The organism is Vibrio sp. A2-1 (genome assembly GCF_021728355.1).
In the GTDB taxonomy this organism is placed as follows: Bacteria; Pseudomonadota; Gammaproteobacteria; order Enterobacterales; family Vibrionaceae; genus Vibrio; species Vibrio splendidus_K.
This window is the reverse complement of the sequence record NZ_JAKKCO010000004.1, coordinates 98,434-112,981: the sequence shown is the minus strand read 5'-3', so window position 1 is coordinate 112,981 and position 14,548 is coordinate 98,434. Positions and strand designations below refer to the sequence as shown.

The following is a 14,548-nucleotide window of genomic DNA, read 5'->3' as shown; positions in this document are numbered from 1 at the left end:
AGCCGATTTTATCATACTGAAGCCATCTGAATACCTGAGAATAAAAAGCATGACAACAGCACAATCTAGAAAAACAAAAGAACTGGTAATCAATTGGCACATGACAGAAGTCTGCAATTACAGTTGTAAATACTGTTTTGCGAAATGGGGACGCCCCAAAGAACTCCATCGTTCAGAACAGGCAATCGCTAACTTATTGGATAAGCTAGCAGACTACTTCATCAAAGGCACTCCAGTCTTAAAAGAAAAGCTGGGGTACGAAAGTGTTCGTCTTAACTTTGCAGGAGGGGAACCAATGATGTTAGGAAATACGTTCGTTACCGCTTTGGTTCTTGCAAAACAAAAAGGATTTAAAACCTCAACCATAACTAATGGACATTACCTAATTCATGGAAAATCACCGTTGCCGAAAGATACTTTAGACATGATTGGAATCAGCTTTGACAGTCAGTATTTAAGTACACGTATGAAAATAGGAAGAAACGATCGAAAAGGAAACTCTTTTGGTGTTAATGAGTTAACACATGCTCTAGCAAGCCTCACACAGTCACAAACAGGAATCAAAACAAAGATTAATACTGTAATTAACAGTCTTAATTGGGAAGAGGATTTCTCTAATTTAATTTCTAGTCTAAATCCATACAAATGGAAAGTATTACAGGTCATGCCTTATGGTGATAATGAACTACTAATTTCCAAAGAGCAGTTCGATAATTTTGTTCATAGACATAGTGGATTAGGGTTACCTATGTATTCTGAGTCTAATTCTACTATGACAGAATCATACTTAATGATTAGTCCAGAGGGTTGCTTTTACCAAAATACTGCCAATAAATCTGGGTATAAATACAGCGAATGCATTAATTCATGCGGTGTGGAAAAAGCTCTTTCTCAAATAGAGTTTAATCCAATTACGTTTTCTTCAAGATATAAAGAAACCAATATAGATATTGTAGAAATATCATAAAATCCATTAACAAAAATAAAATAAATAAAAATAGATTCCTTATTATAGGTTCTATAAATAATAACAAAATATTAGATGAGGAAAAAATGAATAAATTTATCGTTTTTGAAGGGTTAGATGCATGTGGAAAAACAACATTAAGCTCTCTATATGCGAAAGAAATGAATACAATCGTTCATAATGCGGTAGTCCCTGAAGCTCATGATCTAAGAAAGGTCATTGATTCCTATGAGTCAAAAGAGAGTGCATTTCTATTTTTTTTGTTAAATAACTTATTGAAGAGTAACGAGGTTTCGAAAGCATTAAACGATGAAGATGTCATATTAGACAGATATGTATTTTCAACTTTGGCTTACCAAACAATTATGCTTGGGGAAGATATTGTCAAAAATATTTTTGACACACTTAAAATTAATAATAAAATACTTCTTCCAGAAGTGATAATTTTTGTTAAAGCTGATATTGAAACAATAAACAACAGAATAGAGACCAGAGGTGGTACAGTTCAGTGGTACGGCGATGCAGTTACGCAAAATAATAGTGTTGAACCAGCATATCACAAAGTTTTTAAGTGGTTTGATATTCCAATTTTAGAGGTCGACACATCAGAAAAATATGGCCGTTCGGTAGAAGAGAATTACATATTAATGAAAGATCAGGTCGAGCACGTTCTTTCAGGAGGGAGTAATTTGTACAGTTTCTAGTTCAATATCTCTCGGTGATATTGCATGAATATGCAGACGCAAATTACTTGTAAAGAAAGCCGTTTCTGCTTATGTTTGAAAGAAAGTGAGGACTACTGCTTTGTGATCCGACATAAGCAAAGGTAAGGTGAGATTCTAGCTAGATTTAACTGCGATTTATTGCGCAAACTCATAAAGGGGCAATTCTGAGTTAGCCTTACCCCAAGAATCCTCTCTTAGCCTCCCCTCAATCAGCATCTTCGACCCATTGTATTTCGTGGAAAGGGAAGGAATAGAATGCCGGTCGTTACATGCGCAGTTACACATTCAGCGCCAAAGAAGATTCTCCCCCTCGGTCATAAATCGAAAGGGGTTGATGAACTTAACATGAGGGGGAGGGTGTTCGAAATCAGCCCGAACGCACGGGATATCAACGTTCTCAATTCAGACAAGCATTACACTTCACCCAAACAAAAATGGAACGCCTGAGCGTTCCATTTTTTACTTATATTTTGTTTAAATCAGCATCTCTTAAACTTGCTCGCTTGGGTGCCCCCACATTAGCTCGCTTGCGTAAGGGCCAGTGACGGTTGAAGTAGATTCTCCCACGCCGTCTAGTGCGCCAGGGGTCAGTGCTTTAGCGAACCAGCACTCAAGAGGTGCAAGTGTTTTTACTGGCGGAAGCACATTATGTGGCGTGTTGTAACGGTTTCCGTAATGGATAGGGTCGCCCATTACGAAGATAACGTCAGCGTCGAGTTGCTTCTCGGCTTCTTCCATCAATCGAGTCGCGTAGCCTTTGCCTTGGTATTCTGGCAATACAGCTAAAGGGGCAAGCACATAACACTTCAGGTGTGGTGCTGCGTCTATTGTGATTGGTGTGTAGCATGCGTGTGCTACGCCTTCATGCACGATAGAAAAGCTGCCATCGGCAATAAGATCGTCGGCAAACTCTGCGTACAGTTTTGCATGGCGTTCGTCGTAAAGCCCACCTGCAGCGGCGAAAGCTTGGTATTGAATTTCATAAGGGGTTTTCATTTGAAAAATTCCTAACTTAAATTATTTGTTGCTAGCGTTCTCTGATAGATATCTTTAGATAGAGAGTTACTTTAGATAGCCAACAACGTTCTATTGAGCTTTAAGCGAGGTACTTATAAATCCAGCAGCAGTAAGTACTTAGCTATGAAGCGTTCTTTAATTTGTTCTAACGGGTAATCACCATCCGAGAACAAGTAATTGAGTGCGATACCATCGATATCGGCGATTAACATGTGGTCGTCGACAATGCTGTTGGCATTAGGGATGTCACATAGAATAACTTCAAAAGAATCCATCATCAGTTGGTAGCGTTCGTCCAACAGGTCTTTTAATATCAGCCTTAACGACGGCTGACATTTCACTTGGTAATCAAGTTGATAAAACAGTTTTTGTTGTGGGTCGGCCATCGACAAGAAGATGTGCTCGATAAGGTTAATAAACCTCTCTTTTACTGACATTCCCTCACTGGACAAGTCAACACTTTCGCCGACTTCATTAATGATCTCTGCCATGCGAACAAACACCTGTCTTAGTAGGTCATCTTTGTTTTTGAAATGATGAAAAACTAAACCCTTCGATACTTTTGCCGTTTCACACACCTGTGCGATAGACGTTTTTTCAAAGCCTTGTGTCGCGAATAATTCAATCGCGGCTTGGATTGCTTGCTGCTTCTTGTCCATGAATATCACTCAATTATTTTACAGACCGACTATCCGGTCTGTAATTTGTGGTGCGGATAATATACAACATAAATGAGGATCACAAGATCTTTAAAGATCGTTGAATTTGAGTAGGTATAGGTTTGGGAGTAGTCGGCTCAAGATAGGCAATTGTCTTGAGCCTAGGTGTTCAGCGTACCCATCAGTGATATTGGCATCATCAGCACTGTAAGCCTACGACTTTAGTCCGGTAGGAGAGTGCCCAGTCCAATTCTTGAATGCTCGGCTGAATGCGCTTGAGTCTGAAAAGCCAAGTTCGTGAGCTACATAGGTAATATTGCCGCCGTTTTGATTCAGTAACATCATGCTCAGTTCAAGTCGGTATTTATCGAACAAGCGACGAAAACTCACACCTTGTTGTTTAAGTTTACGATTCAGGGTTCGAGGGCTGATATGAAGATTGTTCGCCACGCTATCTAGGTTAGTATCTTTCACCGCAAGCACTTTGAACGTTTCATTCACTTTGTAGATTAAGTTGGTTTTTAACGTTTTTTCCATCTGTTGGTCAGCGATTCTTACTAGCTCTGTATGAAAGTCAGCTTGGAATTGGCGAGGTTTCGTTTGGACAAGATCGTTAGGAAAAAGGAGATAGCGGGCGGGGAAGCCTTCCTTCATTTCAACATTAAAGACACGCTCATAGATGCTCAAGAACTCATCACCGATGGTGTTCTTGTGGATGTGAATGGCGAGCTTTTGATTCGGCGCATTAAGGTATCTGCGAACGAGCTTGATCATAATACTGAAATAGAGCCCCAAGCTGATGTGTGTCATCAGTGTGGTTTCGTCAATGTACTCGGGTGTGACGCCCCAAAGCTCAACTTCGCCACTCTCTGTTTCACGACTGAATATTTTCAGTAGCGGATGTATATGAATGGAGTAGCGACTCAGCAGTTGGCAAAAGCTGGCGAGATCTGGCGCGGTGAGCATGGCCATTACCGGCGCGCCCATTTCAAGCTCATCGAAGTAGCGAGCCGATTCATCAAATAAGTCGATCAGCTCATGATCAAAATGTTGGTAGATATTGTTGATGGCGGTTTGAAGCTGATAAGCCGAGATCGATTCGGCGGAGCAAAGTTGTTTATAGGCCTCTGCTCCCGACCAGATGTCGCTGCTGTCTCCAATTCTAGCCTGAATAGCAGAATCTAAAGTTTTAAACCAGAATATGGGCAATTGAGTACTGAAACTTTCCACCATAACTCCCTGTTATTACTGGTGATTGAAGAGTGTTCTTCTCGTTAATATGCCCAAATTAAAGGATTTGTTTACGGGTTACAAGCAATGAAACTCGCAGTTCAACTTTAGAATTTGTAATCAACACCTACTGAAACCACGTATTGCGATGATTGGTAATACTCAATATTCGAATTTGTTGTCTTGGCGCCAAGTAGTGATACCAAAGACCAGTTTTTTGTACCAAAGATATTGGTGTATTCATAAGCAACGAAGGCTCCAAAGTCTTTGTCTTCACGAGTCTCATTAAAGATTGGGTTCTCTTTATCATAGCTGCGTTTTGCTGCATTGAGTGTAAAAGCAAGGCCATGATTTCCAAATCTTTTCGCTAGGTTGATTTCCGCGCCAAGGCTCAAGAACGATAGTGCATCACCCTCAGAGTCTGATGAGAAAACATTCATTGAAGGTGTGAGAATGCCAGAGCCATCTTTCAATAAATACTGGTAACCAGACTTGAGATAAAAATATTTTCGTTCTCGAATCATTAGTGCGCGTTCTTCTTCAGTTAAACCAAGGCCCTTTAGGCCGGTGTTTTCTTTTTTAACGTCGGACTCACCAGAGGCGACATCGAGATTAAAGTTCGAGCTCATTATTCTTGAAAGCTGCATTCGAACGACATTACCGGTGAGGTCGGTTTCTTTTCTATTTGAGTCAACGGCATAAGGGTCATCCCATACTTCACCTGATATCAGAGTTGGTAAGATAGAAAATTCAACCACCATACCGTTCTCGACTTGCTGCCTATATCCAATTTCAAATGCCAACGTACCTGTGATGATGTCGTCTCTTGAGGTACCTAAGAAAAACTGTTTGTGATTCAAAGCGCCAAAGGTGTATTGCATTGAACCCAAAACAGCGACCATTCCCTCTGCTTCGGTATTACCCGACGACATTAAATCGGCTTGAGATTGATGATTGCTTTGCCCAACATCTAGGTTGCTTGAGTTTGCGGTGAAGCCCGTTAAGAAGGTCATGTTGCCACTGAAGCCTTCGCTTGGTGCTAGAGCTGCGTATGAGTAAGGTGCAAGCGTCAGACTCGCCAAAAATAGGAAAATAATATGTTTCATCAATAGACTCGTACTTGAATGATTTTCTAAATTGAACTGCTTCGAAAGTGAATTGCTTGTTAAAGCGCAATCGGGGCCTTTCTGTTTGCCCAAGGTTTGGCGTTTTCTAGTTGATAGGCCAATTCAAATAACAGGCGGTCGTTGCCCCTTGCTGCAGAAAAGTGGCTACCGACGGGAAGGTTCTGCTTGTTCCAATACAAGGGAACCGACATGGCGGGATTACCTGCCACGTTTTCGATTGGTGTATAAGACATTAATTTCTCTGAACGTACCCATATCTCTTTGCCTGAGTGCGTTTGTTGGTCGAAATATTCAATATCTAAAGGAACATGGTTTGCACAAGGAGTCAGCCATACGTCGATGTCTTTAAAGAATTCTCGGTTGTGACTGAGTGCGAAATTTCGGCATCGCTCTTGAGAGTCGGTATACAAGCTAGGAGCGGCTTTCAAGCGCGCTTGCATCGTACGAGCTAGATAGACGATGTTATCGCTTACTTTGTCGGGCATCGATTCTAGCGGCATGCCTAGGCGGTCGAACTGCTCAGCAAAGCTTGCCATTTTGTTGCCAAATACGCCCATGTAGTTGTGCATGAATACATCGCCATCTTGTATCGGTTGATCAACTTCGATAACGATATGTCCAAGGCTCTCGAGCAAAGAGACCGTCGAACGAATAGCTGCGAGAGTATCTTCATCGGGAAGCCTGCCGTGGATATCTTTGAGGGTGACGCCAATTTTTACCTGACGGTTAAGAGAAGCATTAACCATTCCTATGGGAGTTCGAGGAAAAGGCGTCTCAAAGTCATTTTTTGTATGATGCTCTGTGACTGATACAGCCAAAGCTGCATCACGAACGGTTCTCGACATAAACGATTGATGAGTAAAATCTTCGTTTGTTGAGCCGTCAGTTAGCCCTGAAATCAAAGATTCTCGACTTGGCTTAAAGCCAAAAATACCTGTCGCTGAAGCGGGCATGCGCGAAGAGCCGCCACCATCAGTGGAATGCACTAATGGTACATAGCCAGCAGCAATTGCCGCTGCGCCACCACCAGTCGATGAGTGAACACCTCGGCTTAGATCCCATGGGTTACGCGTCGCGCCATAAAGGGGATTCTGCGTGCAGCCTAGTGTCATCATCTCGGGGATATTCGTCATACCAATGGTGTTGAGCCCTGCATTCTGTGTTGCACGAATAAACCAAGAGGTAGCGTTGGGCTTTCTACCTTGGTTTAGCTTCGATCCCATCGTGCATTCAAGCCCGACAACATCAACGCAGTCTTTCGCTAAGAAAGGCACGCCTGCAAAAGGGGAGTTCGGGTTAAATGAGTTGGCACGCTCTAGCGCTAAGTCAAAGCACTCAGAAACAACCGCATTAACTTGATCGTTTGTCTGGCGAATTTTATAGATGGCTTCTTGTACGAATTCTTTTGGCGAGGCTTTTTTGTCTCTTATCAGATTTGCCATCTCAGTTGCATCCAGTGGCGAGTCAACGGTTTGGTGATCTGAAGGTAAATTTATTGGTGAAGTTGGCGTTGCATTCGCTAAGGTCGGCAGAGAGAGAGCCGCAGCAGAAACAGCACCTTTCCCCATAACTTTGAAAAAATCTCTGCGTTTTAATTCATTGATAGTCATCGTTTCTATCCCAAGTTAGAAAGTCACTATCCTTGTTTCGAAACCTAGCTCGCTAGGCTTAGCGTCACTCCGTGTGCTTATTTATGGGATTAGAATAAAGATTAGCGTGTTGGCTTGCAGTGCAAATACCGCCAATGTTCATACCATTCACGCCAACTGGTTTGTCGGGTTATGTATAGGGAGAGGTTATCGCTCAGCTGTTAACCAAAAGCTGGACAAGTCTTCAAACAGAGCGTCATTGTCTAAAATACTGAGATGGTTTTCGTTGTAACCGCGAATTTGGTCGGCATTCAATTGAGCGGGGCGCGACAACTGGCTTGATAAATTGATGACGCCATCGCTACTGTTGGTATTAAATAGATCGCCCGAGTTATAACCAAAGGCCAAAAAGTGGGGTATGTGAATCTCACTGCTATCAATGAATAAGTCAGCGATAAATTTTCCGTCTGGATTTAAATCAACCCATGCAGGCATTACCACGGGGGAGTACTCCATTCCTTGTTTAGCAGACTTAACACCATCAAACGGCGAAGAGATGGTGGTTACGCTGCTTACAAAGTCGCATAGCTGTCCGATTCGGCATTGACGAATACTGTTGGTCACGATCAAGCCGCCCATGCTGTGGGCAACAACATGTAATTGTTGGATCTTATATTCAGTCACCACCGTGTGTAACAGGTTATTTAAGCCTCTCGAGTTCAAAGATAGAGATAAACCTGAAGGGTAGTTAAACACCCATATTTGGTATTTAGATTGGTCTATTTTTCCAATGAGAGGGGAGAAATCTAAAGCCGTTGCATTGATCCCATGCACAAATAAGATCGGGATTTTAGCTGGGTCATATTCAGATAAAAAATAGAGACCCGCATTACCTTCGACCAAAAATGTCAGCGGTTGCCACATACCGAGCTTTGCGTTCCCTTTCTCAAAAGGAGGATCGGTTAAATTTGCCACGGTGCCTATATCAACGAGGTCTAATTCTATTTTCAATAGCGAAGATAACGAACGATCAACAAACGCACTTGGGGCTTCATTTTCATTAACGGATAATGAGACTTCTATTGTTGATTTGTCTTTATGAGAACGAAGTTTTACCACACTGAAAGCTTCATTGGCTTGTAGGGTAAGATCTTGATTTTTATCTTCAAAGATAAGTAGGTAGTGGACGTTATTTGATACGTGCAAGTGAATGCTGTCACTGTCTATGATGCCATCGTAGCCATCCACTTCGCTTTTATTGATGTCTTTGATTTGTTCAATCACCACGGCAGAGCCGGAGGCAGGTTGACTCAAGGTAACCATGTATTGATTGGTTATGGAGTCGATGGCTTCTATCTCATTAGATAGGTTTTTAAAGTTATTGCAACCTGATAACACTGAACTGAGTAACAATGCTGAACTGAAAAATAGTGCAGTAAGTAATCGCCTCATTTTAATTTCATCCTTAAATCAACCCGATTCATCCATAAATCAAAAACCTGTGTTTAATAGTAGCAATAAAGCAGAGAGTCATCTTATCCATTATGTTTGAGCGTATATTGTCTTGAAGACCCGCTGATTTCGGCTGTTGGAAAATTTGATATCGTTGCTATGTTGCTCCTACTCAAAAGCGAAACATTGTTGGTTGGGGTTGCGTAGCTTGATGATGGTATTGCTTGGGTCTACTCGATTCAACGCGTCATCATTGAGATTAGCGTGACTGAAATCGGTGCGAAATAGATCAGCGCGACTTAGATCAACGTTGAGCATTTGTGCGTGGCTCATGTCTGAGTTTCGTAAATCGGCATCGCGGAAAGCTGTGTTGTTCAGGTTGGCGTGGCTAAAATTGGCATGGGTGATATCAGCCTCACTCATGTCAGTGCCTGATAAATCGGCGCCACTAAAATTGGTACGAATTAGGTTAGCGCAACGCAGGTCGATGTTTTGAAGTACTAGGTTACTTAGGTCGGCATTACGTAATTGTGCACGTTCACCGCCTTGGTTTTCTAGCCATAGTTTGTGTTGTTCAAGAATAGAATAAAGTTCTTGTTGAGTGTATTTGTTCATACTTCACATCATCATTTTATTGAGCCCGCTGTTCTAGTCACCAGCGGGCTCTCATTAACTGAAAGCTTTGTTTAGTCGTTAGCCTTATTTAATAGACAGTTCTATTAAATCGGAAGTTCAATGTCACCTGATTGCTCCGCCCAAGCAGCAAAACCACCTGCGAGGTTTTTAACGGGTTTTAACCCCATCTCCGCGGCCATCTTGGCAGCGTAAAGAGAACGCAAACCGTGGGCACAATAGAACACGTAGGTTTTGTCTTGGTTGAACACCTTATTGTGAACGGGGCATTCAGGGTCAATCAAGAATTCCAACATGCCTCTTGGGCAAGTAAAAGCGCCGGGAATAATGCCGAGCTTGTTTCTTTCTTCGGCTTCCCTCACATCGACAAACACGTAGTCATCAAGTGTGTTTTGTTTGTCGTCGCTGCCGTTGAATAGCGCTATTGCTTCTTCTACCGACATATCTTCAACGACTTGGTAGGCTTCTTCTTTTAGGGCTTTAATGCCTTTGGTAATGGTTTGTGCCATGGTTTTCTCTCTTATTAAAATAGGATGACGGTTCTGTGTTTTGTGTTGCGGTGTCACTTAGTTATTTCATTCATTATCTAGTTTGGTTACTTCAAGGCAGCTATTTCGTCTGGTTATTTTGAGACTGTTATTTCGCAACATTGCCCGCCACATTCAGCGCGTCCCATGTTCGTGCAAAAGGAGGAGCGTAGCTGAAATCAAGGTAACCCAATTGTTGAGTCGTCATGCCTGCAGTAATTGCAACGCCTAATGCATTTAGCCGACCTACAGCGCCTTTCTTGCTGACAATTTCGCCGCCTAAAAGGCGTTTAGATTCAGGGTCGTAAGCAAGTTTTATCTTGATGTCTTCTTGGCCGGGATAATAATCCGTTTGGTTCTTGTCATTAATGACTGAGGTACTGGTTGGCACTGCGTATTGGTTTGCCATCCAATGAGAAATACCTGTGCTAGCAAGCTCGTAATCCAGCACTTTCAATGAAGATGAACCTAAGAAACCATCAAGGAAGGTATCTTTGCCTGCCAATTTGTCGGCCATCATTCGAGCCTGTTTATTAGCTGTGGTGGCGAGTGGCAAATACACGGGTTCATCAAGCGTTAAATGATGAACCGTCGCGCAGTCGCCCACCGCGTAAACATTCGGTACTGACGTTGCACCAAACTTATCGACTAATAACGCACCGTTGCCCATTTTTGGCAGGTCAAACAACTCGGTGTTAGGTTTGAAACCAAGCGCCAGAATCACAATGTCGGCTTGAATGGTGATGTATTCCGGTTCTACCGAATGGCTGGTGGCTTCGTTAGTGTTATTGGTCGCGGATCGAGTTTTGCTCACTGTAAGCAGATAACTCGCTTTCTCACTATTCCCTTCGTCGCTGTCTTTTGAAGCAAAACGTTCAATGTGTTCGACTTGGGTATTGGTCAGCAGGTTGGTTCCTGTGTCACGAATGGCATCTTCGACGTCGGAGATCATCTCTGGGCTGAATTGGCGGCTCATGATGTGCGCTTCGCGCTCAATAATGGTGATGTCTTTTCCTAAGTCATGTGCCGCATCGAACATCTCTAATCCAATAAAACCTGCACCAATGATTGCAACGCGAGGTTTATCTACTGCGAGCATGGCTTGTTTCATGGCAACGCCATCTTCCATGCTAGTGAGTGTGTAAACATGCTCGGTGCTATTCGAATCAGCACGATCATGATTACCCACACGAAAAGAGGTCGCGAAGTCTGGAATTAAAGGGCGCGCACCTGTCGCGATGATTAACTTATCAAACGGAATATCTTGTGATTCGCCTTGCGTGTTGACTGTGATGATTTGCTCAGCAGCGTTCACTGCGACCACCTCAGTATTGATACGAACATCGAGTCCGGAATCGATGGCTTGCTGCGGCGTGCGAGAGATCATGCGATCTGTATTTGGGAACTTGTCGCCAACAAAGTAGGGCAAACCGCAGGCACCAAACGAAAGGTAGCTGCGTTTTTCAATGACAATAACGTCATCTGTGGGTTGGTTTCTTTTGTATTTGGCAGCAAAGCTCATACCAGCAGCACTGCCACCTAAAATTACGATTTTCATAGTGGTACTTCTTCTTATAAGGACGCGGCATTCGCGCCCTGTGTTTATTGGGATGATTCTGAGTGACTTGAAGCGACTGACGTTAAGTTAAAAACTTAAGCTGGAATCTCGCCATTGGTCGTATTCGACAGGGCTTGTGCTTTGTACTGTTCTGTATTCAATGAGCCGTTAGTCTTAGCAGTAAGAACACCAGACAACATCGACCCAGAGATATTGAGAGCGGTGCGTGCCATATCAATCAAGGCTTCAATAGATACCAGTATCGCTACAATCGTGATGTCCAATCCCATGATGGTTAGCACGGCAACCGCTGCAAAGGTCGCACCGCCGCCTACACCCGCAATACCGAATGAAGCAATGGCAATCACGGCAATAAGTTGTAGAACAAAGCTCAAATCAATCGGGATACCCATCACTTGTGCAGCCATGATGGCAAGCATTGCAGGGTAAATACCGGCACAACCGTTTTGGCCAATGCTGGTCCCGAATGTTGCCGACATATTGGCTGTCTCTTCATCTACACCAAGGCGCTGAGTTTGTGTTTCAACGTTTAGCGGAATGGCTGCCATGCTTGAGCGAGAACCAAATCCGAACACCAGTACGGGCCAAGATTTTTTAGCGAATGTCTTCGGAGACAAACCAAACAAGCCAACAAGTACAAGGTGAACAATGAACATCGCTGCGATTGCCGCGTAGCTTGCAATAACGAATCGGCCCATTTCAGAGAGTGCGAACAAATCGTTGCTCATCATGAACTTGGTCATTAAAGCAAATACGCCATAAGGGGTGAGCTTAAGTATTTCTCGCACCATCGATAGCACGACTTCTTTTGCTGCATTGATGAAATCAACAAAGCTTTGCACTTTCTCTGGCTTACGCTTTTTCACTTGGAGAATGCTAAAACCAAGGAACATACCGAATAGAACCGTCGATAGTGTTGAGGTTCTTTCTGCGCCAGTCAGCATTTCAAAAATATTGGTCGGGATGATAGACAACACCAAGCTTGTGAAGGTGTTGTTCGACATCAGCTCTTGAGTCGATAGCAGGCTATCGCTGCGCGCTTCAATGGCAGTGCTAGTTCCCATTGCATTGACTAAGCTGTTCGCGTCGATGTTGAACAAGTAGATACTCGCAATTCCGATTACTGCAGAAATAGCCACGGTGAAAATCAACACGCCAATCACTTTAGGTGCGATTTTCGAGAGTGCACTGGTGCCTTCTACATTCATGATGGAAGCTGTCATGGCAACAAACACTAACGGTATTACTATCATCTGGAGTAGCTTGACGTAGCCATTACCGAACAAAGAGATAAGCTCTGAGAACTGCAAGCCAGCCGCGCTGTCGGTGCCCAGTACTACTTGGATAATGCCACCAAACAGAAGGCCGCCAACCAGTGCGCTAAGAACGCGGAAGTTGAAGCTTTTTTTCTGTTTTTTAAAGCGAGATAACACGACGTAAAAGCCGAGAAAAATGGCACTCAGTGCCAGTAACGTAAAGCTCATTTTAAGCTCCTATATCTACATCAAATAAAAGCACTGGAGTGGGGCACATAACGTGTGTGAGGTGGTGTTTTACCAAAGGCGCACAAGGTTTGAAGCGTTGTCCAGTGAAGGAATATCTGTAAGACGAAGCTTGATTAAAAAAGACGGTAAAAAATCACAATTAATTTTCAAATAAGAAAACGGTGCTATGACGAATCCGCCATAGCACCGTTGTTTATTCTAATCTTTAGGTTCTTAATTAGAGGTTATTTTTATATACCTTGCCATCTTTCATGATCAGCTTTTGTGTCTCTGTGTTGGCAACACACGCTACGCCTTCCAGTGGGTTGCCATCGATAATCAATAGATCGGCATACGCGCCTTCAACGATCTGACCTAACTTGCCTTCTTGGTATGGGTGTTGGTAAGTCGACATCTCGAACAAGCGTCCACAGTTTGATGTCGCCATGCGAAGTGCTGTGATGGTGTCGAATGTTTTCTCAATCGCACCAAGTTCATTCAATTGTGTTGCATGAACGTTGGTTTCACCCACGCAGTCAGTGCCAAAAGCAATGTTCTGAATATCGTATTTCTTAATCAGTTCCGCCGATTTGAACATGGCTTTACCTACGCGTTCTGTCTTTCGGTATGTCTCTTCGTTCGGCAGTGGGATTTTGCGTTCTGCAATCAATGAAGAGGTGAAGTAAGACGGAATCACCCAAATGCCTTTCTCTTTGATGATCTCGGCAATGTCGTCATCCATAATTGTTGCGTGTTCGAAAGACATCACGCCCGCTTCGGCTGCTCGACGCATCGCATCAGAGGTGTGGATGTGCGCGGCAACATAAGTGCCATAATCAGAAGCGGCATCAACCGCGGCTTTCATTTCTTCTGATGTGAATTGCAACGTGTCTAGTGGGTCGAACGTTGAAGATGCACCGCCACCTGCCATGATCTTGATTTGAGAAGCGCCCATAAACAGCTGTTCACGTACGGCTTTTAATACTTCTGAACGACCATCAGCAATTTTCATGGCACCTAGCTTCATCATTGGTGAATCTTCGTGACCGTTTGCCAAACGTTCTTGTGCTTGGTTCTGACGGTAATCGGAGTGACCACAGGTTTGAGATATAGCGGCCATTGAAGGAAGAATTCGTGGGCCAGTTGCGTAACCGTTATCGATACTTTTCTTTAGGCCAAGCGTGTTACCCGCCACATCACGAATAGTCGTAAAACCGCGCATCAACATCTCTTCTGAAATCTTTGCTGAGCGAATCGCCACTTCTTCACGGGTCATTGTATCAATGACATTAAAAGAGGCAGAGAGCGTGATATGAACGTGCGCATCAATCAGGCCTGGCATGACCGTGCCGCCTTGAGCATCAATAATTTCATCGGCTAACGTTGAATCAATCTCACCAATCTGAGTGATCAAGTTATCTTCGATGAGGATTGATACGTTCTCGATTAAGTTGTTATCAACACCGTTAAATACGTTCGCGTTAGTGATTAGCTTTTTCATAGTCTGCACCTTTTGGAAATGAGTGTGTGTCGCTGATGGAGTCATCATATGGGGCGCA

Annotated in this window: 13 protein-coding genes; 2 read left to right on the top strand and 11 right to left on the bottom strand. The window is 43.3% G+C overall.

Translation table 11 applies throughout. The features are described from left to right. Nucleotides 1–49: 49 nt before the first annotated feature. Together L3V33_RS15000 and L3V33_RS14995 are read left to right on the top strand one after the other, a co-directional pair. Nucleotides 50–967, top strand: a complete 918-nt coding sequence (locus tag L3V33_RS15000; protein ID WP_171312169.1) for a viperin family antiviral radical SAM protein — start codon at nt 50–52, stop codon at nt 965–967. A gap of 86 nt (nt 968–1,053) precedes the next feature. Beyond that, the gene (locus tag L3V33_RS14995) at nt 1,054–1,671 is read left to right on the top strand and encodes a deoxynucleoside kinase (protein ID WP_171312171.1); all 618 of its coding nucleotides are present in this window, start codon (nt 1,054–1,056) and stop codon (nt 1,669–1,671) included. A gap of 510 nt (nt 1,672–2,181) precedes the next feature. On the opposite strand, the gene L3V33_RS14990 is transcribed toward L3V33_RS14995, so the two are convergent. The 11 genes from L3V33_RS14990 to L3V33_RS14940 form a co-directional block, all read right to left on the bottom strand. Then, the gene (locus L3V33_RS14990; RefSeq protein ID WP_171314704.1) at nt 2,182–2,688 is read right to left on the bottom strand and encodes a GNAT family N-acetyltransferase; all 507 of its coding nucleotides are present in this window, start codon (nt 2,686–2,688) and stop codon (nt 2,182–2,184) included. A gap of 113 nt (nt 2,689–2,801) precedes the next feature. Then, nucleotides 2,802–3,287 (bottom strand): TetR/AcrR family transcriptional regulator, encoded by a 486-nt coding sequence (locus L3V33_RS14985; RefSeq protein ID WP_346730228.1) that lies wholly within the window; start codon nt 3,285–3,287, stop codon nt 2,802–2,804. 294 nt (nt 3,288–3,581) lie between these two features. After that, entirely contained in the window at nt 3,582–4,601 is a 1,020-nt protein-coding gene (locus L3V33_RS14980) for a response regulator transcription factor (RefSeq protein WP_237290734.1), read from the bottom strand. Nucleotides 4,602–4,705: 104 nt separating this feature from the next. Further along, a complete protein-coding gene (locus L3V33_RS14975; protein ID WP_237290733.1) occupies nt 4,706–5,704 on the bottom strand; it encodes a DUF2860 family protein in 999 nt (332 codons plus the stop codon). Between the two features lie 59 nt (nt 5,705–5,763). Further along, entirely contained in the window at nt 5,764–7,335 is a 1,572-nt protein-coding gene (locus L3V33_RS14970) for an amidase (protein WP_237290732.1), read from the bottom strand. Between the two features lie 186 nt (nt 7,336–7,521). Next, entirely contained in the window at nt 7,522–8,766 is a 1,245-nt protein-coding gene (locus tag L3V33_RS14965; RefSeq protein WP_065205601.1) for an alpha/beta fold hydrolase, read from the bottom strand. A gap of 168 nt (nt 8,767–8,934) precedes the next feature. Further along, the gene (locus L3V33_RS14960) at nt 8,935–9,381 is read right to left on the bottom strand and encodes a pentapeptide repeat-containing protein (protein ID WP_065205600.1); all 447 of its coding nucleotides are present in this window, start codon (nt 9,379–9,381) and stop codon (nt 8,935–8,937) included. A gap of 104 nt (nt 9,382–9,485) precedes the next feature. Then, complete coding sequence (locus L3V33_RS14955) at nt 9,486–9,908, bottom strand: rhodanese-like domain-containing protein (protein ID WP_065205599.1); 423 nt, start codon at nt 9,906–9,908, stop codon at nt 9,486–9,488. A 127-nt stretch (nt 9,909–10,035) separates the two neighbouring features. Continuing rightward, nucleotides 10,036–11,484 carry an FAD-dependent oxidoreductase gene (locus tag L3V33_RS14950; protein WP_114633178.1) on the bottom strand — a complete coding sequence of 483 codons (1,449 nt, stop codon included), beginning with the start codon at nt 11,482–11,484 and terminating at the stop codon, nt 10,036–10,038. Between the two features lie 95 nt (nt 11,485–11,579). Continuing rightward, entirely contained in the window at nt 11,580–12,989 is a 1,410-nt protein-coding gene (locus tag L3V33_RS14945) for a cation:dicarboxylase symporter family transporter (protein WP_054546712.1), read from the bottom strand. Between the two features lie 238 nt (nt 12,990–13,227). Continuing rightward, nucleotides 13,228–14,490 (bottom strand): amidohydrolase family protein, encoded by a 1,263-nt coding sequence (locus L3V33_RS14940; RefSeq protein ID WP_054546711.1) that lies wholly within the window; start codon nt 14,488–14,490, stop codon nt 13,228–13,230. Nucleotides 14,491–14,548 lie beyond the last annotated feature (58 nt).

Bases quoted from the DNA above. Each gene is read 5' to 3' on its own strand.
- L3V33_RS15000 (WP_171312169.1), top strand. From the start codon at position 50: ATGACAACAGCACAATCTAGAAAAACAAAAGAACTGGTAATCAATTGG.
- L3V33_RS14995 (WP_171312171.1), top strand. From the start codon at position 1,054: ATGAATAAATTTATCGTTTTTGAAGGGTTAGATGCATGTGGAAAAACA.
- L3V33_RS14990 (WP_171314704.1), bottom strand. From the start codon at position 2,688: ATGAAAACCCCTTATGAAATTCAATACCAAGCTTTCGCCGCTGCAGGT.
- L3V33_RS14980 (WP_237290734.1), bottom strand. From the start codon at position 4,601: ATGGTGGAAAGTTTCAGTACTCAATTGCCCATATTCTGGTTTAAAACT.
- L3V33_RS14975 (WP_237290733.1), bottom strand. From the start codon at position 5,704: ATGAAACATATTATTTTCCTATTTTTGGCGAGTCTGACGCTTGCACCT.
- L3V33_RS14970 (WP_237290732.1), bottom strand. From the start codon at position 7,335: ATGACTATCAATGAATTAAAACGCAGAGATTTTTTCAAAGTTATGGGG.
- L3V33_RS14965 (WP_065205601.1), bottom strand. From the start codon at position 8,766: ATGAGGCGATTACTTACTGCACTATTTTTCAGTTCAGCATTGTTACTC.
- L3V33_RS14960 (WP_065205600.1), bottom strand. From the start codon at position 9,381: ATGAACAAATACACTCAACAAGAACTTTATTCTATTCTTGAACAACAC.
- L3V33_RS14955 (WP_065205599.1), bottom strand. From the start codon at position 9,908: ATGGCACAAACCATTACCAAAGGCATTAAAGCCCTAAAAGAAGAAGCC.
- L3V33_RS14950 (WP_114633178.1), bottom strand. From the start codon at position 11,484: ATGAAAATCGTAATTTTAGGTGGCAGTGCTGCTGGTATGAGCTTTGCT.
- L3V33_RS14945 (WP_054546712.1), bottom strand. From the start codon at position 12,989: ATGAGCTTTACGTTACTGGCACTGAGTGCCATTTTTCTCGGCTTTTAC.
- L3V33_RS14940 (WP_054546711.1), bottom strand. From the start codon at position 14,490: ATGAAAAAGCTAATCACTAACGCGAACGTATTTAACGGTGTTGATAAC.